The 27,000-nt window shown below is 64.9% G+C and carries 20 protein-coding genes; 13 read left to right on the plus strand and 7 right to left on the minus strand.

The annotated features are described in order from the left end of the window. Nucleotides 1-27 precede the first annotated feature (27 nt). From B0G83_RS13835 to B0G83_RS13845, 3 genes are all read right to left on the minus strand, one after another. Nucleotides 28-1,752: an FAD-dependent monooxygenase gene (locus B0G83_RS13835; protein ID WP_105507957.1), complete on the minus strand. Its 1,725-nt coding sequence runs from the start codon at nucleotides 1,750-1,752 to the stop codon at nucleotides 28-30. Between the two features lie 179 nt (nucleotides 1,753-1,931). Beyond that, nucleotides 1,932-3,014: a cation diffusion facilitator family transporter gene (locus B0G83_RS13840; RefSeq protein WP_105507958.1), complete on the minus strand. Its 1,083-nt coding sequence runs from the start codon at nucleotides 3,012-3,014 to the stop codon at nucleotides 1,932-1,934. Next, nucleotides 3,011-3,397 (minus strand): helix-turn-helix transcriptional regulator, encoded by a 387-nt coding sequence (locus B0G83_RS13845; RefSeq protein WP_181156851.1) that lies wholly within the window; start codon nucleotides 3,395-3,397, stop codon nucleotides 3,011-3,013. Before B0G83_RS13845 ends, B0G83_RS13840 begins: the two co-directional genes overlap by 4 nt. 124 nt (nucleotides 3,398-3,521) lie before the next feature. Between B0G83_RS13845 and B0G83_RS13850 the strand changes: the two genes are divergently transcribed. Beyond that, nucleotides 3,522-5,369, plus strand: coding sequence for a tetratricopeptide repeat protein (locus B0G83_RS13850; RefSeq protein WP_105507959.1), 1,848 nt, complete (start codon nucleotides 3,522-3,524; stop codon nucleotides 5,367-5,369). Nucleotides 5,370-5,492: 123 nt separating this feature from the next. Here B0G83_RS13850 and B0G83_RS13855 read toward each other — a convergent pair whose 3' ends face one another. After that, a complete protein-coding gene (locus tag B0G83_RS13855) occupies nucleotides 5,493-6,794 on the minus strand; it encodes an MFS transporter (RefSeq protein WP_105507960.1) in 1,302 nt (433 codons plus the stop codon). 331 nt (nucleotides 6,795-7,125) lie between these two features. On the opposite strand from B0G83_RS13855, the gene B0G83_RS13860 reads away from it, so the two are divergent. Together B0G83_RS13860 and B0G83_RS13865 are read left to right on the plus strand one after the other, a co-directional pair. After that, nucleotides 7,126-7,650 carry a GNAT family N-acetyltransferase gene (locus B0G83_RS13860; protein ID WP_105507961.1) on the plus strand — a complete coding sequence of 175 codons (525 nt, stop codon included), beginning with the start codon at nucleotides 7,126-7,128 and terminating at the stop codon, nucleotides 7,648-7,650. 511 nt (nucleotides 7,651-8,161) lie between these two features. Further along, entirely contained in the window at nucleotides 8,162-9,034 is an 873-nt protein-coding gene (locus B0G83_RS13865; RefSeq protein WP_181156852.1) for a hypothetical protein, read from the plus strand. 80 nt (nucleotides 9,035-9,114) lie between these two features. Here the strand turns inward: B0G83_RS13865 and B0G83_RS13870 are convergent, their stop codons facing one another. The 3 genes from B0G83_RS13870 to B0G83_RS13880 form a co-directional block, all read right to left on the minus strand. Beyond that, a complete protein-coding gene (locus B0G83_RS13870; protein WP_105507963.1) occupies nucleotides 9,115-9,849 on the minus strand; it encodes a DUF2968 domain-containing protein in 735 nt (244 codons plus the stop codon). Between the two features lie 318 nt (nucleotides 9,850-10,167). Then, nucleotides 10,168-11,778, minus strand: a complete 1,611-nt coding sequence (locus B0G83_RS13875) for a gamma-glutamyl-gamma-aminobutyrate hydrolase family protein (protein ID WP_105507964.1) — start codon at nucleotides 11,776-11,778, stop codon at nucleotides 10,168-10,170. A gap of 132 nt (nucleotides 11,779-11,910) precedes the next feature. Then, nucleotides 11,911-13,668, minus strand: coding sequence for a cation:proton antiporter (locus B0G83_RS13880; RefSeq protein WP_105507965.1), 1,758 nt, complete (start codon nucleotides 13,666-13,668; stop codon nucleotides 11,911-11,913). A 209-nt stretch (nucleotides 13,669-13,877) separates the two neighbouring features. On the opposite strand from B0G83_RS13880, the gene B0G83_RS13885 reads away from it, so the two are divergent. From B0G83_RS13885 to guaD, 10 genes are all read left to right on the plus strand, one after another. Further along, nucleotides 13,878-14,564 carry a DUF2848 domain-containing protein gene (locus B0G83_RS13885; protein WP_105507966.1) on the plus strand — a complete coding sequence of 229 codons (687 nt, stop codon included), beginning with the start codon at nucleotides 13,878-13,880 and terminating at the stop codon, nucleotides 14,562-14,564. A 7-nt stretch (nucleotides 14,565-14,571) separates the two neighbouring features. After that, nucleotides 14,572-15,924 (plus strand): MFS transporter, encoded by a 1,353-nt coding sequence (locus tag B0G83_RS13890; RefSeq protein ID WP_105507967.1) that lies wholly within the window; start codon nucleotides 14,572-14,574, stop codon nucleotides 15,922-15,924. A 63-nt stretch (nucleotides 15,925-15,987) separates the two neighbouring features. Continuing rightward, a complete protein-coding gene (locus B0G83_RS13895) occupies nucleotides 15,988-16,668 on the plus strand; it encodes a GntR family transcriptional regulator (RefSeq protein ID WP_105507968.1) in 681 nt (226 codons plus the stop codon). Nucleotides 16,669-16,753: 85 nt separating this feature from the next. Further along, entirely contained in the window at nucleotides 16,754-18,133 is a 1,380-nt protein-coding gene (locus tag B0G83_RS13900) for an amidase (RefSeq protein WP_105508112.1), read from the plus strand. A 145-nt stretch (nucleotides 18,134-18,278) separates the two neighbouring features. Next, on the plus strand, nucleotides 18,279-18,788 hold the full coding sequence (locus tag B0G83_RS13905) for a disulfide bond formation protein B (RefSeq protein WP_105507969.1): 510 nt from the start codon (nucleotides 18,279-18,281) through the stop codon (nucleotides 18,786-18,788). A gap of 383 nt (nucleotides 18,789-19,171) precedes the next feature. Continuing rightward, on the plus strand, nucleotides 19,172-20,719 hold the full coding sequence (gene xdhA / locus B0G83_RS13910) for a xanthine dehydrogenase small subunit (RefSeq protein ID WP_181156853.1): 1,548 nt from the start codon (nucleotides 19,172-19,174) through the stop codon (nucleotides 20,717-20,719). Next, nucleotides 20,719-23,253: a xanthine dehydrogenase molybdopterin binding subunit gene (gene xdhB / locus B0G83_RS13915; RefSeq protein ID WP_105507971.1), complete on the plus strand. Its 2,535-nt coding sequence runs from the start codon at nucleotides 20,719-20,721 to the stop codon at nucleotides 23,251-23,253. The genes xdhA and xdhB overlap by 1 nt, the downstream gene beginning before the upstream one ends. Before the next feature lie 125 nt (nucleotides 23,254-23,378). Next, on the plus strand, nucleotides 23,379-24,395 hold the full coding sequence (gene xdhC, locus B0G83_RS13920) for a xanthine dehydrogenase accessory protein XdhC (RefSeq protein ID WP_105508113.1): 1,017 nt from the start codon (nucleotides 23,379-23,381) through the stop codon (nucleotides 24,393-24,395). An 82-nt stretch (nucleotides 24,396-24,477) separates the two neighbouring features. Continuing rightward, a complete protein-coding gene (locus B0G83_RS13925; protein ID WP_105507972.1) occupies nucleotides 24,478-25,530 on the plus strand; it encodes an adenosine deaminase in 1,053 nt (350 codons plus the stop codon). Nucleotides 25,531-25,635: 105 nt separating this feature from the next. Further along, complete coding sequence (gene guaD / locus B0G83_RS13930; protein ID WP_105507973.1) at nucleotides 25,636-27,000, plus strand: guanine deaminase; 1,365 nt, start codon at nucleotides 25,636-25,638, stop codon at nucleotides 26,998-27,000.

Consider the following 27,000-nt stretch of genomic DNA (forward strand, 5'->3'; position numbering starts at 1 on the left):
CGCTTGGCACGCGAGCGCGTCATAACGTCATAGCGCGGTCTGCTCGGGGATCTCGCCGCCCACCGCGAACCATGCCTCGCAATGCCGCAGCAAGGCGTGCAGATCGGTGCCGGTGCGCCCGCGCGCGCTGATATAACCGTCGGGTCGCACGAGGTAAAACGAAGGCCGCGTGCGTCCGTACGATTCGGACAGCGCCGGACCGCCGTCGCCGGTCGTGTCGGTAATGCGCCAGATACGCACCGCGCCCGGCAACAAACGGTCGACTTCGGCCGCCATGCGATCTCGATCCGCGTCCGGCGGCGACGCATGTTTCGCGGCGGGATCGAGCGGCGTGTCGTCGACCGGCAGCGGCGGCACCAGCAGAAACAGCGAGAAGAACGCCGGGTCGTGCAGATCGAAAATACAGCCGACGCCTGGCGCACGCCCTAGCGGTCCGTCCACCACATGCACCAGCGCATCCGGCGCCCGTTCGCCAGCGCGCGGGCCGCCGTCGAGCACCCGTTCGAGCGTGAGCGGGCTGCGCCGGTACTGGATCGACAACTCGCTGATCGTCAGACGCGCGGCGTCTCGCAACGGACCGAGCGCGGCAAGCACCGGCATCACGCGCTCGCGCAGCAACTTCAACGGACCATGATCGGCTTCGGCCATCTGCATGACGAAACCGCTCTGGCGCAGCACGTCGCGCTCGATCGGATGCCGCTCGGCGTGATAGGTATCGAGCAGCCGATCCGGCGCCGCGCTCTTCAGCACGCGGGCGAGTTTCCAGCCGAGATTGAACGCCTCCTGAATGCCGGTGTTCATGCCTTGCGCGCCGGCCGGGCTGTGAACGTGCGCGGCGTCTCCCGCGAGAAAAATCCGGCCAACACGCAGGCGGTCGACCATCCGGCTATTCAGATGGAAATGCGCGGACCACTTGAGGTCCGACACCTCGACGCGTTCTCGCACGCGACGCGCGATCAGCGCCTTGCAGTCGTCGAGCGACGGCGGCGGCACACGGTCGAGCGGCGGTTCACCCAGCACCGCGGGCGTGGCGGGCGACGTGACGGCCGACGGCTCGACCGCGTGATCCGCAATCAGCCGATGCCGGCCGTGGCCCATTGGAAACAGCGCGACCAGGCCGTCGTTCGAGGCGAACAGGTGAAACTCGTCGTCGGGCCAATCGGTTTCGGCGTGCAGGTCGGCGAGCAGGAAGGTCTGCTCGAAGGTCTTGCCCGCGAAGCTCAGGCCGAGCCGGTGACGCACCGCGCTATGCGCGCCGTCGGCGGCAATCAGATACGACGGACGCATGGTCTCCGTGTGGCCGTCGGCGCGGCGCAGCGTCGCCTGAACGCTGGCGGCGCCTTGCGCGAAATGGGTTAGTTCGACGCCGCGTTCGATCGTCACGCCGAGCGTCGCGAGATGTTCGGTCAGCAGCCGCTCGGTTACGGCCTGATCGAGAAACAGCAGATACGGATAGCGCGTGTGCAACGGATCGAAATCAAGCCGCGCGAGACGCATGCCGTTCGAGAAGAGATTGGCCACGCGCGCGCGATGACCGAGTGCGAGAAACGGCTCGACCAGACGATGCTGCTCCAGCAGTTCCAGCGTGCGCGCCTGAATGCCGATGGCGCGCGAATATGGGCTCGGCCGCATGGCCTTGTCGATCAGACGCACGGGCACGTGCGCACGCGCGAGGCTCATGGCGGCGGCGAGTCCGGTCGGACCCGCGCCGACGATCAACACCGGCGACGCATCGTTGGCAGCGGCGTCCATGCGGGGCTCCGGGGGCGGCAGTGCGTTCTAGTGTACGCCCTGACGAAGTCGGCCTGGAGACGCTGCCCGCGCAGCGTTTTACGATGCGCCGCATCAAAAATGCGCGGGCGAGTGGGTCTGGATTACGGCTTGGGTAAAGGCTCGTTGGGTGACCGTCGCATTGCGGATCACACGCTACGTCAATGCGCGTGCCCCGCGTGCTCCATCGCGCAATGATGCTGGGTGGTGCCGAGATCGACCTGCAGCGTCGCGTGCAGCATCGAGAAACGCTCCCGCAGCACGACGACGATCGCGTCGAGCGATTCGTCGCCGGGATGGCCGGCCGGCATCACCAGATGCGCGCTGAGCGCGTTGCCGGTGGTCGACAGCGCCCACACGTGCAAATCGTGCACGTCGACGACGCCCGGCTGGGTCGCCAGATAGTCGCGAATGCGTTGCAGGTCGACGCCGGGCGGCACAGCGTCGAGCGCGAGGCGCACCGAATCGCGCAACAGCCCCCATGTGCCGATCACCACGACGGCGACGACCAGCAGGCTCATCACCGGATCGAGCCATGTCCAGTTGGTGTAGAGAATCACCAGCCCGCTGAGCGCGACCGCCGCCGAAATACCGGCATCCGCCGCCATGTGCAGGAATGCGCCGCGGATGTTCAGATCGTCCTTCTGCCCACGCATGAAGAGCCACGCGGAAATACCGTTGACGATCACGCCGGTGGTCGCCACGACGAACACCGCGAGGCCGGCTACCGGCGCCGGGTTCATCAGACGGCCGATCGCCTCGGCAACGATCACGCCGCAGGCGAACAGCAGCAAGCCCGCATTGGCCAGCGACGCGAGAATCGACGAACTGCCGTAACCGAACGTGTAGCGCGCCGATGGACGCCGCGTGGCGAGCCAGCCGGCACCCCATGCGAGCAGCAGACCGAGCACGTCGGAGAGATTGTGGCCGGCGTCGGCGAGCAAGGCGGTGGAGTGCGCGAGCACGCCGTAGATCGCCTGGATCACGACGATCAAAACGTTCAGCGCGACGGCGAGCGCGAATGCGCGGCCGTGGCCTGGAATGGGGGCGTGGGAATGGCTGTGGCCGGCGTGGGAATGGCTGGCGTGGTTGTGGCCGGCGTAGGCGTGGGCGTCATTGTCGTCATGACCACCGTGGTCGTGATCGCCGTGACCGTGGTCCACGTGCGCATGCCCCGCGTCTTCATGCGCGTGCTCGTCCTCGCGCTCGTCGGCCGGCCGATCCGGGTGATTCGTGTTCGTCATGTCGCATCCACGGGGAAATCGCTGGCCGGCTCGGCCACGTGCTCCAGCATGCCGGTCAGCATCGCGGTGATGTGACGGTCCGCGGCGAGGTAGAACACCTGCTTGCCCTGACGCTCCGCGCGCACGATCCGCGCTGCCCGCAACAGCCGCAAATGGTGGCTCACCAGCGAAGGCGACAAACCCAGCGCCTCGGCGATCGCCCCTACCGCACGTCGCCCGTCGACGCACGCCAGCACGATCCGCAAACGAGTCGGATCGCCCAGCAGGCGAAACAGATCCGCCAGCGGCACGATGGTGTCCGCGGAACGGTCGTCGAAACGGCTTAACGAAACGGTGGAGCCAGACGAGCCGGCGGAAATGGTAGAAGCCACGGCAGTCGTCATAGTCGATCACTTATGAACAAGTATTCACATGTTATACATATCGACATGACCGGTCAAATCGGAGCGCGGTGCGTCGAGTGTGGGAAAATGCGGCCTCTGCCTCACCCGAATCCCATCCCCCGTCATGCAACCTGTATTTGACCGCGCTTTCGCGGCGCATCGTGACGGCCGCCTCGCCGACGCCGAACGCGACTATCGCGCAACGCTCGAGGGCAACCCCGCGCACGTCGATGCGTTGCACCTGCTGGGCGTTCTGCGCCATCAGCAAGGCCAGCACGCCGAAGCCGCCGAGCTCGTGCGGCGCGCGGTGAAACTGCGCCCGGAAGACGCCGCGCTTCAGCTGAACCTCGGCAATGCGCTGAAGGCGCTGGGCCAGATCGACGACGCCATCGAACAGTTCCGCAACGCGCTGACGCTCGCGCCGTCGTTCCCGATGGCGCACTACAACCTCGGCAACGCGTACGCATCGCAGGGCCGGCATGAAGACGCCGCCGACGCCTTCGAAAAATCGTTGCGCCTGCAACCGGACGACGCGTCGTCGCATAACAATCTCGGCAATGCGCGGCACGCACTAGGCCAGCACGAAGAAGCGATCGCGTCGTTCACGCGCGCGCTCCAGCTGCGCCCCGGCCACGCCGGCGCGCTGAACAACATGGGCATGTCGCTGAACGCACTCGACCGCGCGGACGAAGCGATTCCCTGCTTCCAGAAAGCGCTGGCCGCCGAGCCGCGTTTCGTCGCCGCGCACTTCAATCTCGCCAATACCTTCGACGCCACCGGCCGCCACGCCGAAGCGGTCAAATCGTTCGAAGCGGCGCTGCGCTTCCAGCCGAACCTGCCGCCGGCCATCTTCGGCATGGGCAATGCGCTGGCGGCGTTGGGACGTCACGCGCAGGCGTTGCCGTATCTCGAACGCTCGGTCGGTCTCGATCCGCAATTCGCGCTGGCGTGGCTCAGTCTCGGCAACGCGCACCTCGCGCTGGGCGCGCATGCGCCCGCGGTGCGCGCGTTCGATCAAGCCTTGCGCCAGCGTCCGGACCTCGCATCCGCGCATATGAACCGCGCGTTGGCGTGGCTCGCCCTGCGCGATTTCGCGCGCGGCCTGCCGGAATACGAATGGCGGCTGCAAACCATGGCCGAGCCGGCGATTCAGACGCTGCCGCGCTGGCACGGCGAACCGATCGATCAACGCACGCTGCTGATTCACGCCGAACAAGGTTTCGGCGACACGCTGCAGTTCGCGCGCTTCGTGCCGCTCGCCGCGCAACGCGCCGCGCGCGTGGTGCTCGAAGTGCAGCCCGCGCTGTTGCCGCTGCTGGCGCCCGCGGCGCAGGCCTGGCGCGTGACGCTGATCGCCCAAGGCACGCCGCGCCCTGCCGCCGATCTGCATTGCCCGCTGCTCAGCTTGCCGCTCGCGCTCGGCATGACTTACGACACCATTCCGGCGCGCACGCCCTACCTCGACGTGCCGGCCGCCTATGGCCGCAAATGGCGCGGCTCGCTCGGCGGCCAGGCGAAACGTAAGATCGGCATTGCGTGGACGGGGCGCATCCAGCCCAACGAAACCCGTTCGATGCCGCTCGCCGCGCTCGATCCCCTGTTCGCGCTCGACGGCATCGACTGGATCGTGCTGCAACCCGAGCTGAGTGTGGACGAACGCGCGACGCTCGACACGCATCCGCGCGCGGCGTCGATTCATCGCTTCGACACACGTATCGGCGATTTCGCCGATACGGCCGCGATCATCGAACGGCTCGATGCGGTGGTGTCGATCGATACGTCCATCGCTCACCTTGCCGGCGCGCTGCGCAAGCCGTTATGGCTGATGCTGCCGTTCGCGGCGGATTGGCGCTGGTTTACCGGCGACGCACGCAGCCCCTGGTATCCGGGCGCGACGCTCGTGCGTCAGCCCCAGCCGGGTGCGTGGCATGAGGTCGTCGAAGCGGTGGCGAACGAGTTGCGCCACGGTTGAACGGCGCTTGTGCATCGACAGCCGGACGGCGGTTCGGCTTACCGTTGCACCCAAACAAAAACCCCGCGCTTTGTTGGAGCGCGGGGTTTTTTGTTGGTCTCACCGAACGGCGAACGCTGAACGTCAGGCCGCTCGATACTGATTGCGCGATTCCGGCGTGCGGTACAGCACCAGGGTCGCGACCAACCCGCAGATCGCCGCCGCCCCGAGGAACAGCCCCGGTGCCGCCTTGTTGCTCGTGGTGTGAATCAGCAGCGTCGAGATGGCCGGCGTGAAGCCGCCAATCGTCGTGGCAAGGCTATATGCCAGCGAGAAACCGGCCGTGCGCACTTCGACCGGCATCACTTCGGTCAGCGCCACCACCATCGCGCCGTTATAGCTGCCGTACAGGAACGACAGCCACAACTCGACGGCCAGCAGACGCGCGAACGACGGTTCGGCGACGAGCCATTGCAACGCGGGATAGGCGGTAATGATGGTCAGAATCGTGAAAACCAGCAGCACCGGACGGCGGCCGATCCGATCCGACAACGCGCCCGCGAGCGGCAGCCAGATCAGGTTCGACAGGCCGATGCAGACGGTCACCACCAGCGTATCGATCGACGACAGTTTCAGCACTTCCTTGCCGAAGGTCGGCGTGTAAGCCGTGATCATGTAGAACGACACCGTGGTCATGATCACCATGCCCATGCCGCCAAGCACGATGCCCCAATTGGCCGCCATGGTCTTCAGGATCTCGCCCATGCTCGGACGATGCTTGCGCGCCTTGAACTCCTCGGTTTCCTGCAACGAACGACGGATCAGGAACAGGAACGGCACGATCAGGCAGCCGATCAGGAACGGCACGCGCCAGCCCCAGGCGCCCATCTGGTCAGCCGGCAAAACCTTGTTCAACACCACGCCGATCAGCGCCGCGAACACCACCGCGACCTGCTGGCTGCCCGACTGCCACGCACAATAGAAACCCTTGTTGCCCTTGGTCGCGATCTCCGACAGATACACCGACACGCCGCCCAGTTCGACACCCGCGGAGAAGCCCTGCAACAGCCGGCCGAACAGCACGAGCGCCGGCGCCAGTACGCCGATCGTCGCGTAGCCTGGAATCGCCGCCACCGTGAGCGTGCCGAGCGCCATCAGGCCGAGCGTGAGGATCAGGCCTTTGCGGCGGCCGTGATGGTCGATGTATGCGCCGAGCACGATCGCGCCGAGCGGACGCATCAGGAAGCCCGCGCCGAACACCGACAGCGACAGCATCAGCGACGCGAATTCGTTACCGCTCGGAAAATAGGTTTTGGCGATGGCCGACGCGTAATAGCCGTAGACCATGAAGTCGTACATCTCAAGAAAGTTGCCGCTGACGACGCGGAACACCGTCTTGACTTTCGATTCCTGGGACGAGGAAGTAGCGTGTGTCGCTGTAGACATGACATTCTCTGGAAAGCCCGTCGCCCTCGGTTCTGGCGGCGATCAGGCAGTTGAAACGATCCACTGGTTTCGGTGAAGCGGATGCCGCTGGCAAGGCGTAGCAGGAACAGAGCAGGAACGCGCCGGGGGCGCTGCATTTTCATGCTGAAAGCACTCAGCTGATATCAGGGTAAACATCGTGAAACAGGCTGAGGCCTTGCCACGTAATGTTACCGTTGTTGGCGTTGTCGCGTAATGCATACAGAATCATTACAGACCATGCCGGCTACTGACGACCGCCGTCGTCCCGATAGAATTTGCGTCCTGCCACTTCGCGCTGATCGCCACCCCGATGCAAGCCAACCGCACTCTTTCGCTGCGCCCCGCGACCCTCGTCGATGCCGCTCTGATTGCTTCGATTCACGCCACCAGCTGGCAAGCCACCTATCGCGGTTTGTTGCCCGACACGTTCCTCGACAGCGAAGTCACGCGCGAACGCGCGGCGTATTGGGAAGCACGTCTGAGCGCGCCGGGCGGCGAACGCCGGATCGTCCGGATCGCGGAGCTCGACGGCGAGCCGATTGGTTTTCTCTGCGCGGAGCGGCAGCCGGAATCGGCGTGGGGCGTACTGCTCGACAACCTGCATGCGTTGCCGGGCTATCAGGGCATTGGCGTCGGTAAACTGCTGATGCGCGCCGCCGAAGATTGGACTCGCGAGCAAGGCGAGGCGCAGTTGTATCTGTATGTGCTCGAAGGCAATACGCCGGCGATCGGTTTCTACGAACGACAAGGCTGGCAGTTCGTGGGCGCGGAACCCGATCAGATGGGCGGCATGGATATCACCGCGCTGCGCTATGTCTATCGGCTGGGAAAATAGGCGGCTTCAACAGGTCCGCAGGTCGTTCTGACTTTGCCGGACCTGGAATGTTTCTATATCAATTTTCAGAAACGTCCGATCGCGACTTTGGATGCTTCCGAGCATTATCTTCCTCATCCCGATGGCTTCAAGGTAAAACGCCTACGCGCCCCGCTGCTCGGTTTCAGCATGATGCTGATTTCCGATGTTGACAGGGTGCGCACGTGAGGCGTCTCACGCGCATCTTCCGAAAGCTGTCGACCCGCCGTTCCACGGAGCCGCCTATTGGTCGCTCTCTTTCGAAGTGCCGGAAGGTATATCCATGTCCACGATTCCTTTTACCCTGATCGAGGGCTCGATCGCGCTGCCGCGACTGCGCCCGTTGGGTCGCCATTTGCCGGCACCGTTCGGCCGCGACTGGGCATATCGCCCGCCGGGCTACAGTTTGCGGATCGAACTCAAAGCGCTTTACGCCGCGGTGATTCACACCTTCTGCATGAGCGATCAGACCTTCCGCTCGTTGTGCAAATGGGTGCCGCTGGTGCTGGCGGAACCGCGCGAGGTGATTGCTGATGCGCGAAACCAGGTGGGCGAAGAACGGGCCACTTTCGGCAGTACGCCGCTCGGTCAGGCAGCGAAATTTTCCGCCGACGCGCGTGCATTTGTGTCTGCCCAACAACCTGCGGCTGCCACACCTTTGCAGCGTGCGGCTAGTCCCAGGAATACGTTGGCAGGCGGCGCCTGCGCACTGACTGGCACGGCGCTATTGGCGTGGATTGTTCTCAGTCATATGCCGCATCGCTATGCAATCAGCGAGTCGAGTCCTGCGAAGACGATCGCCGTCGATCACGGCGCACCGCTGACGCAAAGCGCGTCAGATACCGCGTCGTCGCCCATGAATGTGAAGGTGGATTCCGCCAACGCACAGGCATCGACGTCTGACGACGCATCCGGAAAAATCATCATATCGACGCCGGCATTGGCAGAGTCCACAGCACATGACTCCGACTATTCAACCGCACAGCATCGCGACGATCTTCACGAAAAGACTGGCGAGTTGCACAGAGCGGCTCGGCATAGCAACGCAAAAATCGTCGCTTCCTACAAGGCCGTCTACGCCGCGGCAAGGAAGGATCGCATACCGAGCGCCATCGATTCGACCGTCGCGACACAAGCATGGCCCAAACCGTCGGCTGATGGTGCTTACTCGCCGTTCGTGCCCGCACAACCCAGCGACGAGCCGTACGCTTCGGTCAAGATGTCGGCCGCGACACCCGTTCGATCGGTTGCGCCGCCACCCCGCTCCGCTTCCGCGACCGAATCGTCCGGAACCGGTGAGACCGATTGGATGAGCCATCTATCGCAGCGTCGCGTGACCGACATTCCGGATCAGTTTTCGAGGTAAGCAGACCACCGTCATCGAGAAAAGCGCGATAAAAAAACCCGGCCGTTAATATCGGTCGGGCTTTTTTTTCTGCGTGACGCTTACTTCTGCAGCGGCAATCCCGATTCGGTTTGGCGCTGCAGTTGCAGAACCTCCCCCTGCACCCGACGCAGTTGCGCCTGCGCTTTTTCCTTTTCCAACCGCAACGCGGCCGCTTCGGTCTGCGTCTGCCGCTGGTAGTCGTTGACCTTGGCCTGCTGCGCACGCGCTACGTCGATATCGGCCTGCAGACGTTTCGCGCGATCTTCGGACAACGCGATGATGTCTTCGATATAAGCCTTCTGCGCCAGTAACTGCGTGCGACGAATTTCAACCTCCGCCAGCTGCACCGTTTGCTGGACGAAGTCCGCGTAGATCAATTCCGCGCGCGCCGCGTCTTCGGATTTGATGACGCGCCAGAAGCGTTTGTCCTGAAACAACGCGACGTAATACGTCATTTCCTGTGGATAGAAAAACAGACTCGCGCCGTAGCTGCCGTTATATGTGGTGCGCAGTTCATTCAGCTTCGTGTCGTGAATCATTTGCATCAATTCGGCGACGTTGCCCTGCGATTCGGTGCCTGGCGTGTTCGTGGCCGCCGTGCTCGATGCGCTCGATGCCGCCATGCCCGGCGCGTTGCCGACCGGCTGCGCGGTCAGTGCGCCCATGGCTGGCCGCGTGCCGGCCAGGGGAGCGGCCTCGCCGTCTTGCGCCGCCAGCACGAAACCACTTTGCTGCAACAGCACACACGAGATGGCGAGCAACATGGCGCGCCATACAGTTAAGGGGTACTTCATACCGGTGCTCCATGCGAATCCAAAACAGCAGACGATTATCGCGCGGATCAGCCGTCAAGCGAAGCACTCAAGCGTCCCGAAATGGGACTTTAAATTGAGACAAATAAATCGCGAATCATTCCGCCAGATGAGGTGAGCACATCGCGAGATAAATGCGGTGGGATGACACGAAAACACGACGATCCGTCTCATTTGCGGACGAATCCGAATCTGTGTTGAATTCAGGAGGATCCGGCGAGAACCGGCCCATGCGCGAGTGCCGGCTTGCGTGAGCACCAGGCCGCGCCACCGGGACGCGGACCTGGCGCACCCCTCATCTCAAAAGCGCGTTTCGCGCGCCACCCGCAGGAACGTATCCAGCAACGGCGTGCAATCCAGCAATTCCGGACCGCCCGCGCGATGAAACTCCGGATGCCACTGCACCCCCATCACGAAAGGTGCACGACGGTAACGGACTGCCTCGATGATGCCGTCGGAGGCCGACACCGCTTCGATATTGAGGTCGCGCCCCAGCGTCTTGACCGCCTGATGGTGAATCGAGTTGACGATCGCATCGCGTCGGCCGGGGAACATGTTGGCCAGCGTCGAGCCGTCTGGAAAGTGAATCCCATGCCGATGCTGATCGTAGTTCTCGTTGACGTGCGCGCCGGCGGTGGGCACGTCGGTGGCAATGTCCTGATACAGGGTGCCGCCGAACGCCACGTTGATCAGCTGGCAGCCGCGGCATACGCCGAGCACCGGCTTGCCCGACTCGATAAATTCATGCAGCAGTTCAAGCTCGTACATGTCGCGCACGCGGTCGCCCGGCCACTCGTGGCTGGTCGCGCTTTCCGCGTACGACTGCGGCGAGACGTCCGCGCCGCCTTGCAGCAACAGGCCGTCGAGATGCTTGGCATAGTCGCGCAAACGGATATTGCTCGGATGCAGCATGCCCTGATGACCGACCGTGGGAATCATGAACACCAGCACGTCGCGCGACATGACCCAGTGCGCAATCGACTCCTCGAGGTACTGCAGCGTCTTGCCGCGCAGCCCCTTCGCACCCGGCTCCGGGTGAAAGATCCGTGCCGACACGCCGATGCGCAACGTGCGCTGCGTGATCCGTTGACCGGCGCGATCGAACAACTGGCGGGCGCGCGCCGCAATGATGCGGCCGAACACGGTCCACGCGGAATCGTTCTGCTTCAGATAGCGTGGCGCCGACGGCGGCAGCGCGTTAGGCGGCGGCGGATTGGACGCGGAAAAGTCCGGCGCGGCGCCAAACCCGGGGGGCGGTGCGCCGGCCGGCCGAGCGGTGGAGGCGGCGGCTTCCGGTACGGCGGCGGCGCTATCGGCCTTCGCGGAGGAAGTCACTTCGCCGGCAAGCGGCTCGCTGCCTGAAAGCGTCGCCGGGTGTTTCGGCGCGGCTTGCGGTTCGGCGGGCGTGGCATGGGCGCGAGCATCGCGCGCCGCCTTGTCATGAACAGCCGCCTCCTGCTTCGCCGTAGATGCCGCAGCGGAACTGCGCGCCTCGGCGGCGTCGCGCTGCCGTGCGGTTTGCGGATCGGCCGGCGTCACGGCGGAAGCGCTGTCGGGGTCGTCGGTGGACGATCTGACGGCCGCTTCTTCCGCCGCGGCCTGCGAGGCCGCGGACGGTTTCACCACGTTCTTGATCGGCGACTGGATGGAATCTTCGTGCGAGAGGGGTAGCGAGGCCGCCGGATCGGGCGGCGGCTCGGCGGGCTTGAACGACGCGCCGGAGGGTGCGCCAGTCGCCCCGCCAGAACTCGCGCCAGACGGTGCGCCGGTCGCCGCGCCAGAAACCGCACCCGACCCAGACCCAGACGCAGAAATTGCACCAGAAGGACTTGCACCGGACGGCGCGGGCGACGCCGAAGGCGACGGAGGACTGCCGGGCTGACCGGCGTTTTCAGGTTTGTTTTCGCTCATGACAGTCAGACAGGCGCCTTCCACGCGAACGAATGAATATGCCCTGATTATCCGCTAGCGAGCCAAGCCCCGCAAACCCGCACACAATTGCTCACATTGTTGAGCCAGACGACACAATCCCGTCGGACCTAATCAGGGATCCGGCTGTTCATCGAAAGTTTCGCGCAACGCGATCTGCATCGCCGCGTGGATCTTCACGCACCAGCGCCAGACGAGCGCCAGCAAAAGCGCCACGCAGATCAGCACGGCGGTGAGCAGCCCGGTCGGCGGCAAGATCCCGCCGGACAGCGCGGCCAGCAGCAAAAACACGCCGACCATCGACACCACCGGCACCAGATCGGAAATCGCATACCGGATCGCGCGCGTGAAGCGCCCCGCCGTCGCCGGTTGGACGCTGACTTCGGCGAGCAGCAACGCGAGCGATTTGGTTTTCCGGTAGACGGCCACCAGAAACGGCAACGACACGATCAGCGCGACGCTCCACAGCACCACCCGCTGCAACGGCTCGGCCGCCAGCCAATGCGCAAGCCAGACACTGGTGTACGGCGCGCTATACGACACCGTCAGAAAAATAGCGGCGACCAGCGCGAGGTTCACCGCGATTTGCAGAATGATCCGCCGCGTCATGCTGAACAGCGTCGGTTCACCGCTCCCGGTGCTCAGGCTGCGCAACCACTGTCCATAGAGGCCGAAACCGTTCGCAAGGGTACGCGGCAGCGCCGCGCCGAGGCGCTGCGTCAGCGGATCCGCGGCCTTGATGAGATAGGGCGTGAACAACGTGGTCAACGCCGACACCGCCACCGCGATCGGATACAGAAACGCGCTCGTCACCTTCAGCGTCAAGCCGAGCGACGCGATGATGAACGAGAACTCGCCGATCTGCGAGACGGTCATGCCGACCCGCATCGCCGTACGACCGTCCTTGCCGGCCAGAAACGTGCCGAGTCCGCACGACACGATCTTGCCGACAATCACCGCCACCGTGATCACCGCGATCGGCCACGCGTAGTCGACCAGCACGGCCGGGTTCAGCATCAAGCCGATCGTCACGAAGAAGATCGCCGAAAACGCGTCGCGCAGCGGCGCAATCAGATGCTCGATGCGATGCAGATGACGCGATTCCGCCATGATCGCGCCGATCAGAAACGCGCCGAGCGCGATGCTGTAATCGAGCTTGACCACCAGCAGACAGAAGCCGAAGCAGAAGCCCAGCACCGACACCAGCAGCATCTCGTCGCTCTTCGCGCGCGCCACGTAATTCAGCGCACGCGGCACCACCAGAATGCCGACCACCAGCGACACCGTCATGAACAGCAGCAGCTTGCCGAGCGTCACCATCGCGACGCCCGCGCTCAACTGCCCGGTCTGCGCGATGCCCGACAGCAGCACGAGCATCGCAATGGCGAGAATGTCCTCGACGATCAGAATCCCGAACACCAGTTGCGCGAAGCTCTCGCGCTTCAACCCCAGCTCGGAGAGCGCCTTGACGATGATGGTGGTCGACGAGATCGCCAGGATCGCGCCGAGAAACAGCGAGTCCATCGAACTCCAGCCGAACGCGGTGCCGATCTCGTAGCCGATCCACAGCATCAGCACGATTTCGGAGAGCGCCGCGACGATCGCCGTCGCGCCGACCTTGAAGAGCTTGCGCAGACTGAATTCGAGGCCGAGCGAAAACATCAGGAACACCACGCCGAGCTCGCCCAGCGTCTGGATGGTCTGCTCGTCGTGAATCAGTTGAAACGGCGGCGTGTACGGTCCGATGATCACGCCCGCCGCGATGTAACCGAGCACCACCGGCTGCTTCAGGCGATGGAACAGCACGGTGACGACGCCGGCGAGCGCCATCACGACCGCCAGATCCTGAATGAAGCCGATGCCATGGTGCATACACGCGCCCCTTACAAAAAGTAATGTCTCAAAAACGCAGTGTAACAAAGGATCGCGACGCGCCCGACGGCCCGACCATGCGGACGGAACGGGCTTGCCGCGTCAGGGATCGATCCGATGCCATGCGCAAACCGGAATGTTTTTGACACACTGGACGCCTGTGAAATATCACAATAATATTTGACGCATATTTTTACCGGAGTGGCGTGATGCAGCAGCTGTCTTTCAACGTTGTAGACCGTAGCGGCGCCGGCCGCGCCGAGATTGTCGAAGTGAACCGTCTGACGATTGCCGGGTGGGCCGGCCGCGATCAGGCCGCGATCGAGCATCACATCGCCGAACTGGCTGAGCTCGGCGTGAAGCGGCCGTCCACCACGCCGTGTTTCTACCGCCTCGGCGCGGAACTGCTGACGCAAGCCGAACAGATCGACGTGATCGGCGCGCGGTCCAGCGGCGAGGCCGAATGCGTGCTGGTGAACGGCAAGGCAGGTCTGCTCGTCACCATCGGCTCCGATCACACCGATCGCGAGGTCGAGGCCTACGGCGTCACGGTGTCCAAACAGGTGTGCCCGAAGCCGCTCGCCCGCGACGCCTGGCGTTTCGACGACGTGTCCAGCCACTGGGACCAACTGGAATTGCGCGCCTACGCCGTGACGAACGGCGAACGGCGCGTCTATCAGCAAGGCAGCGTCGCGTCGCTGCTGCCGGCCGTCGATCTGCTCACGCGCGCGCCGCTCGCGCCGGGCGCGGCGATGTACTGCGGCACGCTGGCGGTACAAGGCGGCATCATCGGCATGCTCGACGGCGACGCCCTCGAACTCGAACTGCACGACCCGATCCTGAACCGCACGCTGCGCCACGCCTATCGCGTGCACGCGCTACCTATCGTCGAATGAGGCACCCATGAGCTCCCCTTCGCACTCCGTCAACGCCGACGCGTCTTCCGACGCGTGGCTCGAAGCCGCCGCCCTGCGCAAGATCACGTGGCGCATCATGCCGTTCCTGTTTCTGGTCTACGTGCTGTCGTATCTGGACCGCGTCAACATCGGCTACGCGAAGCTGCAGTTCACCGGCGACCTGGGCCTCTCGAACGCGGCGTATGGACTCGGCGCGGGGATCTTTTTCTTCGGCTATTTCGTGTTCGAAGTGCCGAGCAACCTGCTGCTGAAGAAGTTCGGCGCGCGCGCCACGATCGCCCGCATCACGATGCTGTGGGGCTTGCTGTCGTGTCTGATGATGTTCGTGCACAGCGAAACCATGTTCTACGTGCTGCGCTTTTTCCTGGGCGTTGCCGAAGCGGGACTGGTGCCGGGCGTGGTGCTGTATCTGACGTTCTGGTTTCCGTCCGACCGGCGCGCGCGGATGGTCGCCGTGTTCATGGCCGCGATTCCGGTGGCGGGCATTATCGGCGCGCCGTTGTCGGGCTTTCTGATGTCGGCGCTGCACGAGGCGCACGGCCTGCGCGGCTGGCAATGGATGTTCCTGATCGAGGGCATTCCGTCGATCCTCGCCGGCTTCTGGGCGCTCGCCGTATTGCGCAACACGCCGGCCGAAGCCGCCTGGCTGACCGACGATGAAAAACGCGTGATCCTGCAGCGCCTCGCGCGCGAAAACAGCGCGGCCGCGGCGGCCGGCGCCGAGCATAGTCTCGGGGTGGCGCTGCGCTCAGGCCGCTTCTGGCTGCTGACGCTGATCTACTTCTGCCTCGTCACCGGCAATGCGGGTTTCTCGTTCTGGTTGCCGCAGATCGTCAAGGATCTGGGCGTGACGAACCTCGTCGCCAATGGCTTCGTCACCGCGATTCCTTATCTGGCGGCAGGCATCGGCATGATTCTGATCGGGCGCTCGTCGGATATCACCGGCGAACGGCGCTGGCACTACGCGGTGTGCTGCTTTATCGGGGCGGCGGGTTTGCTGGGCAGCGCGTCGGTGACCAACTCCATCCCGCTCGCCGTGACCGGGTTGTCGATTGCGTATATCGGGATTCTGGCGGGCTTCGGCATCTTCTGGTCGATGTCGACAACCTTCCTGCAAGGCTCGGCGGCCGTCGCCGGGATCGCGGTGATCAACTCGATCGCGAATCTGGCGGGCTACGTGAGTCCGTATGTGCTCGGCATCGTCAAGGACGCCACGCATAGCGTGACCTTCGGGCTGGTGCTGATCGCGGGAGCGTTGATCGTCGGCGGGCTGGTGACGTTGATGATGCCGCGCGTGAAGGTGCAGCACGCGGCGGCCGTGGCGGCGGGGAACGCTTGATGCGGCGTTGATGCGCAAAACCTTGCTCTACAATGCGGACGACATCGCCCGCCCGTTCCCCACATGACGCTTTTGCAGACTGCCCGCCCTTCCCGACCCACCCGCGAGACCGCCGCCGCGAGCCTCGCCGAACAGGCCTATGCGTTCGTCAAACGCGAGATCATCACGATGCGTTTGCGGCCGAGCGAGGTGCTCAACGAAGCGGAGCTGATGGCGCTGACCGGCATCGGCCGCACGCCGGTGCATCAGGCGCTGCATCGACTGGTACACGAAGGCATGCTGACCATCATGCCGCGCAAAGGCATCATGGTCCGGCCGGTGTCGCTCGACGACGTGCTGGCGATCATCGACGTGCGGCTGGTGAACGAAAGCTACTGCGTCGAGCTGGCCGCGCGCCACGCGCAGCAGCACGATTACGACGCAATGCAGGCGCTGCTGGAGCGCTCGACGGTGTGCGTCGCCGCGCACGATATCGAAGGCATGATGGATATCGACCGCGAATTCCATCTGGCGATTTCGGCCGCGTCGCGCAATCCGGTGCTGGCCGATATTCTGCGCGGCCTGCATGAGCGATCGCTGCGCTTCTGGTTTATTTCGCTGTCCGAGCCGCATCATCTGGAAGATGTCCACGAGGAGCATCTCGAACTATTCCGTCTGCTGCGCGAACGCGACGCCGAAGGCGCGCGCGAGTCGGTGCAGAAGCATATCGAGGCGTTCCGCGCGACGCTGTTCAGCCGGATCTGAGCGCCTCCAACCGAACGCCTTGACCGGCGCGCTCTCAATCGAACTCAACCGGCTTGCCCGGTTCAACCGGATTCATACCGACATCATGGCCACTGCCTTCACGCCCTTTCCGCCGCTTGCCCAGCTCGCCGCCGACCTCGCCGCCGGCCGCACCACCAGCCGCGCGCTGGTCGACACCGCGCTCGAACGGATTGCCGATCCGGCCGGCCAGGGCGCGGCCGTCTTCATGCACGTCGACGCGGACAATGCCCGCGCCGCCGCCGATGCGCACGACCGCCTGCGCGCCGCCGGCACGGTGCTGTCGCCGCTCGCGGGGATTCCGGTGTCGGTCAAGGATCTGTTCGATATCGAAGGCCAGCCGACCCGCGCCGGCTCCGTCGTACTCGCCGACGCCCCCGCCGCCAAAGCGGACGCGGTGGCGGTCGCGCGTCTGAAGCGGGCCGGCGCCGTGCTGGTCGGGCGCACCAACATGAGCGAATTCGCGTTCTCCGGACTCGGCCTGAATCCGCACTACGGCAATCCGTTGTCGCCATACCAGCGCGGCGTGAAGGGCGACGAACGGATTTCGGGCGGTTCGTCGTCGGGCGCGGCGGCGTCGGTCGCGGACGGCATGGCGGCCGTCGCGCTCGGCACCGACACCGGTGGCTCGATCCGCATCCCGGCGGCGCTGTGCGGACTGACCGGCTTCAAACCGACCGCCGGGCGGATTCCCAAACAGGGCGGCGTGCCGCTGTCGTCGACGCTCGATTCGTTCGGCCCGATCGGCGTCTCGGTGGCGTGCTGCGCGCTGGTCGACCGGATGCTGGCCGGCCTCGAGCCGCGTATTCCGGCCGCCCGGCCGCTCGAAGGCGTGCGCCTCGGGGTGCTGACCAACTTTGTCACCGACGGCGTCGAACCGGCCGTCGCCACGGCGATCGACACGGCGCTCAAGCATCTGGAAGCGGCCGGCGCGATCGTCACCGAGGTGCGTTTCGCGCCGCTCGACCGTTTGCCGGAGATCAACCGCTTCGGCTTTTCGCCGATCGAAGCGTATGCGTGGCATCGTCCGTTGCTGGAGAAACACCGCGACCAGTACGATCCGCGCGTGCTGGTCCGCATTCTCAAAGGCCAGCCGGCCAGCGCCGTCGACTATCTGGATCTGCTCGCCGAGCGCCAGGCGCTGCTGGACGAGGCCGCGCGCACGCTGTGGCAGCGCTTCGACGCAGTGGTCGCGCCGACCGTGCCGGTGCTGCCGCCGCGCGTAGCCGACCTGGTGCACGACGACGACGCGTTCGGCCGCACCAATGCGTTGATCCTGCGCAATCCGAGCGTGTTTAACTTCCTCGATGCGTGCGCGCTGTCGCTGCCGTGCCATCTGCGTGGCGACGCGCCGGTCGGCTTGATGCTGGCCGGTGCGCCGCACGCCGACGACGCGTTGCTGGCCATCGGCCGGGCCGCGGAGGCGGTGCTGAACGCGATTCGTTGAGTGGGCGAAGGCGGCGGAAAAGCGACGGATAGCCGCGCTCCCAAGCCACAAACGTGCCGTAATACCGCGATAAGCGGCGGGGCGGGGGTTCGCGCTAGAATCGCGGGCACCCGCCCTTTCCGTTTCCAAGACAGCCACATAATCCATGAATAACGACACTGCGATGCTGCGCCGCGAGCGCTCCCTGCTGGTTCTGCTTGGCCTGATCTGCGTCGCCCTCGTGGCCGGCGCGCTGTATCTGCAATATTTCCTACACGAAGATCCGTGCCCGTTGTGCATCATCCAGCGCTATTTCTTCCTGTTGATCGCGATTTTTGCGTTCCTCGGCGCGCGCTTTAATAGCTGGCGCGGTGTGCGGCTGCTGGAAGTGATGGCGGCTTTGTCGGCGCTGGCCGGCGCGTTGACCGCCGCGCGCCACGTTTACGTGCAGGCAAATCCGGGCTTCAGCTGCGGTTTCGACGCGTTGCAGCCGGTGGTCGACAGTCTGCCGCCGGCGCATTGGCTGCCGGGCGTGTTCAAGGTCGCCGGGCTGTGCGAAACCGCCTATCCGCCGATTCTGGGCCTGACGCTGCCAATGTGGTCGCTGGTCGCCTTCGTGGTGGCGTTCATCCCGCTGGCGCTGACGCTGATGAAGAACCGCCGCCGCTTCGTCTGACCCCCCGAAGTATTGAAATAGCGCCGGAGTGCCGGCCGTCGTTCGCGGCGGCTCGGACTCCGGCGTTTTTTTGCGCTGATTGCGTTCGCGCCCCTTCCCGCCCGACGCCCCCGCCTTGCCCCGTCGCATTCGCCACAAATCTCCCGCCCCACCCCGCCCCATCGGCCTTTGCGCCATTTCCACCGTGACGCAACTTCCCGGCGCGGCGCGAATCGTACTTATTCATGACCGCATCCGAATAAGCGTCATGCGCCATGGGAAATATTTTTGAGACTGGGTAGTGCTAAATTCGGACCTGGATGGCGATCTACGTGCGCGAGGCCGGCTTTGGCGCGACCCCATGCGTAACGCGCGCCCGGTCCGCACTGTCTTCTGGATTCGCCATGACATCGCAAACCATCCGCTTTTATCACCAGGGGTCCGTCCGTGAGGTCACGGACGTCCCGGCGACGCGCACCGTGCTTCAGCACCTGCGCGAGGATTTGCGTTGCACGGGCACCAAGGAAGGCTGTGCGGAAGGCGATTGCGGCGCCTGCACCGTCGTGATCGGCGAACTGGACGCCCACGGCGAGCTGGCGCTGAAAGCGGTCAACGCCTGCATCCAGTTCCTGCCCACGCTCGACGGCCGCGCCCTCTTCACCGTCGAAGACCTGCGCGCCGCCGACGGCGCGCTACACCCCGTCCAGCAAGCCATGGTGGATTGCCACGGCTCCCAATGCGGTTTCTGCACGCCCGGCTTCGTCATGTCGATGTGGGCGCTGTACGAAAACCAGCCGGCCGCCGCTGGCCTGCCCACCCGCGACGAAATCAACGCCGCGCTATCCGGCAATCTGTGCCGCTGCACCGGCTACCGGCCGATCGTCGACGCGTCGCAGAAAATGTTCGACTACCCGCAATACCCGCGCGCGACGCTGGACCGGCGGGCCATCGCGGAACAATTGCGCGCGCTGCAACGCCACGACACGTTCGAATACCGCGCCCCCGACGCGCGCGGCGCCGCCTTCGGCTCGCCCGCCTTCCACGCGCCGGTATCGCTCGACGCCTTCGCCCGTCTGCGCGCCGAGCATCCGCAGGCGCGCCTGCTGGCCGGCAGCACCGACGTCGGCCTGTGGGTCACCAAGCAGTTCCGCGATCTCGGCGACATTCTGTACATCGGCAACGTCGCCGAATTGAAGACGATCGAGCGCGACGCGCAAACGCTGACGATCGGCGCCGCCGTCACGCTCGAAGACGCCTACGCCGCGCTCGCCGTCGATTACCCCGAACTCGCCGAACTGTGGACCCGCTTCGCGTCGCTGCCGATCCGCAACGCCGGCACGCTCGGCGGCAACGTCGCGAACGGTTCGCCGATCGGCGATTCGATGCCCGCGCTGCTCGCGCTCGACGCCGAAGTCGTGCTGCGTCACGGCCCGACAACCCGCACGCTGCCGCTCGACGCGTTCTACCTCGGCTATCAGAAAACCGCGCTGGCAGCCGGCGAATTCGTCGCGGCATTGCGCGTGCCGCGCCCTGCGGCCACGCTGCGCTTTCGCACCTACAAAGTATCGAAACGCTACGATCAGGACATCTCGGCGGTGTGCGCGGCCTTTGCCTTGCAGATCGACGAAACCGGCACGATCCGGCAAGCCCGCATTGCGTTCGGCGGCATGGCGGCCACGCCGAAGCGCGCCGCGCAAACCGAAGCCGCCCTCACCGGCGCGGTATGGAACGAAAGCACGGCGCGGCAGGCCATGAACGCGCTCGTCGCCGATTACCAGCCGCTTAGCGACATGCGCGCGTCGAGCGCTTACCGGCTGAAGGTGGCGCGCAACGTGTTGTGGCGCTTCCACCTCGAAACGCGCGACGATGCGCCGCTCGCGCTGTGCGACGTGAATGCGTTTGCATTCGAGACCGGCGCACCGGACGCCCTCGTGGCGAAGGAGCCGTCGTGATGAACCGCACCGATGCTTTCGTCGATCAGGCGGCGAGGCGTGCCGCGAAGGCGGCTGACCATAGCGCGAACCCAACCGCGCAAAGCCCCACGAAGCAGCCCGAAAAACCGGCAGAAAATCCGCTCGAAAAACCCGCCGCGCGCCCGCACGCCAGGCATATCGCCTCGCTGGAAAACGACACGGCAATCGGCGTCTCGCTGCCGCACGAATCCGCGGCGCTGCACGTCAGCGGCGAAGCCACCTACACCGACGACGTCGTCGAACTGCACGGCACGTTGCACGCCGCTCTCGGCTTGTCGCACCATGCGCATGCGCGCATCGTCTCCATGGATCTGGACGCGGTCAGACGAGCGCCCGGCGTGATCGCCGTGCTCACCGCCGACGATATCCCCGGCGAAAACAATTGCGGCCCGGTGCTGCACGACGACCCGATTCTCGCCGTCGACGAAGTGCTGTACCTCGGCCAACCGGTCTTCGCCGTGATCGCCGAAAGCCACGACCTCGCCCGCCGTGCCGCGGCGCTCGCGAAAAGCGACGACGTGATCCGCTACGAACCGCTCGAAGCGATCCTCACGCCCGCTGAAGCCAAGGCAAAGCAGCAATACGTCCTGCCGCCGCTGCATCTGAAGCGCGGCGAGCCGGCCGCGAAAATCGCCGCCGCGCCGCACCGGATCGCCGCCACGTTCGAAGTCGGCGGCCAGGAACAGTTTTATCTCGAAGGCCAGATCGCGTACGCCGTGCCGAAAGAAATGGACGGCATGCTGGTCTACAGTTCGACGCAGCATCCGAGCGAAATGCAGCAGGTGGTCGCGCATATGCTCGACTGGCCGGCGCATAGCGTGCTGTGCGAATGCCGGCGCATGGGCGGCGGCTTCGGCGGCAAGGAATCGCAATCGGCACTGTTCGCCTGCGTGGCGTCGCTGGCCGCAAAACTGCTGCGTCGCCCGGTCAAACTGCGCGCCGATCGCGACGACGATTTCATGATTACCGGCAAGCGCCACGACGCGATTTATTCCTACGAAGCCGGCTTCGACGACACCGGCCGCATTCTCGGCGCGCGCGTCGAAATCGCATTGCGCGCGGGCTATTCCGCCGACCTCTCCGGCGCCGTCGCCACGCGCGCCGTGTGCCACTTCGACAACGCCTACTACCTCTCGGACGTCGACATCGTCGCCCTGTGCTGCAAGACGAATACGCAGTCGAACACCGCGTTTCGCGGCTTCGGCGGTCCGCAAGGCGCGCTCGTGATGGAGGTGATGATAGACAGCATCGCGCGTCAGTTGAAGCGCGATCCGCTCGACGTGCGCGTCGCCAATTACTACGGCATTGGCGAGCGCGATACGACGCCATACGGACAGCGCGTCGAAGACAACGTGATCGCGCCGCTCACCGACGAGCTGCTCGACAGCAGCGACTATCGCGCGCGCCGCGCTGAAATCGCGGCCTTCAACGCAACGAGCCCGGTGCTGAAACGCGGTCTGTCGTTCTCGCCGGTGAAGTTCGGCATTTCGTTCAACGTGCCGTTTCTGAATCAGGCCGGCGCGCTGGTGCATGTGTACAAAGACGGTTCGGTGCTGGTCAACCACGGCGGCACCGAGATGGGCCAGGGGCTCAACACGAAGGTCGCGCAGGTCGTGGCGAATGCATTGGGTTTGCCGCTCACGCGCGTGCGGGTCACGGCAACCGACACGTCGAAGATCGCCAACACCTCGGCCACCGCGGCATCGACCGGTAGCGATCTGAACGGCAAGGCCGCCGAAGCCGCCGCGCAAACCATTCGCGCGCGGCTCGCCGAACTCGCAGCGAAACAACTCGGCGGCCATGCGAACGACGTGCGCTTCATGCATGGCGAGGTATCGGTGAACGGCGGCGCGATGCCGTTCGAGCAACTGGTGAGCGCCGCGTACCTGGCGCGCGTGCAGTTGTGGTCGGACGGTTTTTACACCACGCCGAAGGTGCATTGGGATGCGAAAACGCTAACCGGTCATCCGTTTTATTACTTTGCATACGGTGCGGCGGTGTCGGAAGTCGTGATCGACACGCTGACCGGCGAATGGAAACTGGTGCGCGCGGACGTGCTGCACGACGCCGGCCAGTCGATCAATCCGGCAATCGACATCGGCCAGGTGGAAGGCGGCTTCATTCAAGGCATGGGCTGGCTCACCACCGAAGAACTATGGTGGAACCGCGACGGCCGTCTGATGACGCACGCGCCGTCCACGTACAAGATTCCGGCGGTGAGCGACACGCCCGCGGCGTTCCACGTGCAGCTTTATCAGAACCGCAACGCCGAGCCGACCGTGTTCCACTCGAAGGCGGTCGGCGAGCCGCCGTTGTTGCTGCCGTTCTCGGTGTTTCTGGCGATTCGCGACGCCATCGCGGCCGCCGTGCCGCACGCGCGGCAAGCACCGCCGCTGCGCGCACCGGCCACGCCCGAGGCGATTCTCGACGCGCTGGACGCATTACACGCGGCGAGCGACACGCAACCGCCCGACCCAAGACCGGAACCCGCTGAATCGAGCAACACGACGTGACGAACGTGAATCGAAACGCATGAACCGAACCACCCGAACCACGGCCCCACGCGACACGAACGCGCCGGACCACACTCAACCGGCCGCACGGACACCCCGCGCGGCCCTGTATGGAGAACAGCCGGATGCAAGCCTGGCTACCTGACCTGCAACATCTGCTCGCGCATGGCGACGCCGCCGTGCTGGTCACGGTCGCGCGCGTCGAAGGTTCGGCGCCGCGCGAAGCCGGCACCAAGATGATCGTCACGCGCGAATCGGCGAAACACACCATTGGCGGCGGCCACCTCGAATGGAAAGCGATCGAGACCGCCCGCCAGGTGTTGCGCGACGGCATGCGCTCGCCGCACATGCGCCGGCTGGAGCGTTTCGCGCTCGGCCCGAGCCTCGGCCAATGCTGCGGCGGCGCGGTGATTCTGGCGTTCGAGCGGCTCGACATCGGCGATCTCGGCTGGATCACGTCGCTCGCGAAACGCGTGGCCGCGGGCCAATCGACGGTGCGTAGCGTATCATTCGGCCCCGCACCGGATGCGGTGATGCTGTCCGACCCCGAGCCGGGTGTCGACGCCGCCGACTGCCTGCTGTGGGACGGCGCCGGCTTCGACGACAGCGGCGCGCTGCTCACCGAGACCATCGCGCCAGGCGACTTTTCGGTCGTGCTGTTCGGCGCCGGTCACGTAGGCGCGGCGCTGGTTCGCGTGCTGGCCACGCTGCCCTGCGCGGTGCGCTGGGTGGACGAGCGCGACGCGCAGTTTCCGCCGGCCGAATTGCTGCACGCGGCCAACGTGAAAATCGATCCGAACGACGCCCCCGACGAAGCCATCGACCAGGCGTTGCCGAACACGTACTTCATCGTGATGACGCATAACCACGCGCTCGATCTCGAACTGGCCGAGCGGATTCTGCGGCGTGGCGATTTCGCCTTCTTCGGCATGATCGGCTCGCACAGCAAGCGCAAGCAGTTCGAACACCGGCTCGCCGCACGCGGTCTCGACCCGGCGCTGATCGGGCGGATGAAGTGCCCGCTCGGCGTGGACGGCATCGTCGACAAGTCGCCGGAAATCATCGCGATCTCGGCGGCGGCGCAGGTGTTGCAAGCCGTCGAGGCGAACGCAAGCCTGCATCACGCGACGCATACGGTTTGACACGAGGCGCCTTGTCCGACAGCCCTCAGATAAGGCGACGGCATCCAGTGCGAACCGACTCCAACATCACCCCTGACCGACCATGACGATAACGACTGCTACCCCCACGACGCTCGCCGACAAAACCGCGCGGGCACCGAAGGCCGAGTTGCACATTCATATTGAAGGCTCGCTCGAACCCGAGCTGATTTTTGCGCTCGCCGAGCGCAACGGCGTGAAGCTCGCGTACGACTCGATCGACGCGTTGCGCGCCGCGTACGCGTTCACCGATCTGCAATCGTTCCTCGACATCTATTACGCCGGCGCGAGCGTGCTGCTGCACGAGCAGGATTTCTACGACATGACGACGGCGTACGTGGAACGCTGCCTCGCCGACAACGTGATTCACAGCGAGATTTTCTTCGATCCGCAGACGCACACCGAACGCGGTGTGCCGATCGCGACGGTCGTCGCCGGGATTGAGCGCGCGCTCGCCGACGCCGAAAAGCGCGGCATGACGAGCAAGCTGATTCTGTGTTTCCTGCGTCACCTGTCCGAAGAAGATGCGCTCGCCACCTTCGAGGAAGCGCGCCCGCTATTCGAGCAATATCGGCACCGCCTGATCGGCGTGGGGCTCGATTCGTCGGAGCGCGGCCATCCGCCTTCGAAGTTCGAACGCGTGTTCGCCAAGGCGCGCGCTCTCGGTCTGAAACTGGTCGCGCATGCGGGCGAAGAAGGTCCGCCCTCGTATATCTACGAAGCGCTCGATCTGCTGAAAGTAGACCGCGTCGATCACGGCGTGCGCAGTATCGAAGACCCGGCGCTGGTCGCGCGTCTGGCCGATTCGCGCGTGGCGTTGACCGTGTGTCCGCTGTCCAACCTGAAGCTGTGCGTGTTCGACGACCTGACCAAACACACGCTGAAGGACCTGCTCGATCGCGGCGTCGCCGTGACGGTGAATTCCGACGATCCCGCGTATTTCGGCGGTTACGTGAACGCCAATTATTTCGCCACCATCGACGCGTTGAAGCTCAACGATGCCGAGGTCTACACGATCATCCGCAACAGCTTCGAAGCGTCGTTCGTCACGCCCGAGGAACGCAGCGAACTGATCGCGAAGCTCGACGCGCACTGGCACCCAGACGGCCCGCACTGACGGGCCGACGTATAGCAGCCGGCGGCGGCACGCTCTCTACGGAGAACGCAGTCGAAACACCGTCGCCAGGCTGTTCAGCTTCCCACAATCGGAGACGGTTTTTCCATGACTCATTCGGCCAACCCGGCTAAAGCAGGCCAATCGGCATTTCGTGCGCAACTGCTGACCTTCAACGGCGATCCCGCGCAATCGCCCAATGCGGCGGTCTTCAACGAAGACGGCTTGCTGATCGTCGAAGACGGTCACGTGGTCGCGGCCGGCGCGTATGCGGCGCTCGCGTCGCAACTCGCGCCCGGCACCCAGGTGCAGGACATGCGCGACAAGCTGATCGTGCCGGGCTTCATCGACACGCACATTCACTATCCGCAGACCGACATGATCGCGTCGCCGGCGCCGGGTTTGCTGCCGTGGCTCGACACGTACACGTTCCCGACCGAACGGCGCTTTGCCGATCCGGCGTATGCGCGCGACACGGCGAGCTTTTTCGTCGAGGAACTGCTGGCTTGCGGCACGACCACCGCGCTGGTGTATTGCACAGTCCATAAGGAATCCGCCGACGCGCTCTTCACCGAGAGCGAAGCGCGCAATCTGCGGATGGTGGCCGGCAAGGTGCTGATGGACCGCCATTGCCCCGAGTTCCTGCAAGACACGCCGCAATCGGGCTATGACGACAGCGCCGAACTGATCGGCCGCTGGCACAACCGTGGCCGTCAGATGTACGCGCTCACGCCGCGTTTCGCACCCACATCGACCGAAGCGCAACTCGAAGCGTGCGGTGTGCTGGCGAAAGAGCATGCGGACATTTTCATCCAGAGCCACGTCGCGGAAAACACCGACGAAGTGAAGTGGGTCGCCGATCTGTTCCCGGGCCACCGCAGCTATCTGGATATTTACGATCATTACGGGCTGCTGCGCCGCCGCGCGGTGTACGGCCATTGCATCTACCTCGACGAGGAAGACCGCAAGCGCATGGCGCAAACCGGCGCGGTCGCGTCGCACTGCCCGACGTCGAATCTGTTCCTCGGCAGCGGCTTGTTCGACTTCGACAAGGCCGACGCGGCCGGCATGCCGATCGCACTGGCCACCGACGTCGGCGGCGGCACGTCGTTCTCGATGCTGCAAACCATGAACGAAGCACACAAGGTCGCGCGTCTCACCGGCCACCATCTGACCGCCACGCGGATGTTCTATCTGGCCACCGCCGGCGCCGCCGAAGCGCTCGACCTCGCGGATAAAGTCGGCACGTTGAAGCCGAAGTCGGAGGCGGACTTCGTCGTGCTCGATCCGCAAGCAACGCCGCTGCTCGCACGCCGCACCGCGCGCACCGAATCGCTGGAAGAGTTGCTGTTCGCGTTCGCGCTGCTCGGCGACGACCGCGCGATCTATGAGACGTATGCGGCCGGCAAGCGCGTGCATCGCCGCGACGATGTGCGGGTGCATGCACCGCGTACGGCACGGATCGCAGCATAA

The organism is Paraburkholderia sp. BL21I4N1, from assembly GCF_002973525.1.
Taxonomy (GTDB): Bacteria; Pseudomonadota; Gammaproteobacteria; order Burkholderiales; family Burkholderiaceae; genus Paraburkholderia.

Coding starts and splice junctions, on each gene's coding strand:
- B0G83_RS13835 (WP_105507957.1), bottom strand. CDS start 1,752: ATGGACGCCGCTGCCAACGATGCGTCGCCGGTGTTGATCGTCGGCGCG.
- B0G83_RS13840 (WP_105507958.1), bottom strand. CDS start 3,014: ATGACGAACACGAATCACCCGGATCGGCCGGCCGACGAGCGCGAGGAC.
- B0G83_RS13845 (WP_181156851.1), bottom strand. CDS start 3,397: ATGACGACTGCCGTGGCTTCTACCATTTCCGCCGGCTCGTCTGGCTCC.
- B0G83_RS13850 (WP_105507959.1), top strand. CDS start 3,522: ATGCAACCTGTATTTGACCGCGCTTTCGCGGCGCATCGTGACGGCCGC.
- B0G83_RS13855 (WP_105507960.1), bottom strand. CDS start 6,794: ATGTCTACAGCGACACACGCTACTTCCTCGTCCCAGGAATCGAAAGTC.
- B0G83_RS13860 (WP_105507961.1), top strand. CDS start 7,126: ATGCAAGCCAACCGCACTCTTTCGCTGCGCCCCGCGACCCTCGTCGAT.
- B0G83_RS13870 (WP_105507963.1), bottom strand. CDS start 9,849: ATGAAGTACCCCTTAACTGTATGGCGCGCCATGTTGCTCGCCATCTCG.
- B0G83_RS13875 (WP_105507964.1), bottom strand. CDS start 11,778: ATGAGCGAAAACAAACCTGAAAACGCCGGTCAGCCCGGCAGTCCTCCG.
- B0G83_RS13880 (WP_105507965.1), bottom strand. CDS start 13,668: ATGCACCATGGCATCGGCTTCATTCAGGATCTGGCGGTCGTGATGGCG.
- B0G83_RS13885 (WP_105507966.1), top strand. CDS start 13,878: ATGCAGCAGCTGTCTTTCAACGTTGTAGACCGTAGCGGCGCCGGCCGC.
- B0G83_RS13890 (WP_105507967.1), top strand. CDS start 14,572: ATGAGCTCCCCTTCGCACTCCGTCAACGCCGACGCGTCTTCCGACGCG.
- B0G83_RS13895 (WP_105507968.1), top strand. CDS start 15,988: ATGACGCTTTTGCAGACTGCCCGCCCTTCCCGACCCACCCGCGAGACC.
- B0G83_RS13900 (WP_105508112.1), top strand. CDS start 16,754: ATGGCCACTGCCTTCACGCCCTTTCCGCCGCTTGCCCAGCTCGCCGCC.
- B0G83_RS13905 (WP_105507969.1), top strand. CDS start 18,279: ATGAATAACGACACTGCGATGCTGCGCCGCGAGCGCTCCCTGCTGGTT.
- xdhA (WP_181156853.1), top strand. CDS start 19,172: ATGACATCGCAAACCATCCGCTTTTATCACCAGGGGTCCGTCCGTGAG.
- xdhB (WP_105507971.1), top strand. CDS start 20,719: ATGAACCGCACCGATGCTTTCGTCGATCAGGCGGCGAGGCGTGCCGCG.
- xdhC (WP_105508113.1), top strand. CDS start 23,379: ATGCAAGCCTGGCTACCTGACCTGCAACATCTGCTCGCGCATGGCGAC.
- B0G83_RS13925 (WP_105507972.1), top strand. CDS start 24,478: ATGACGATAACGACTGCTACCCCCACGACGCTCGCCGACAAAACCGCG.
- guaD (WP_105507973.1), top strand. CDS start 25,636: ATGACTCATTCGGCCAACCCGGCTAAAGCAGGCCAATCGGCATTTCGT.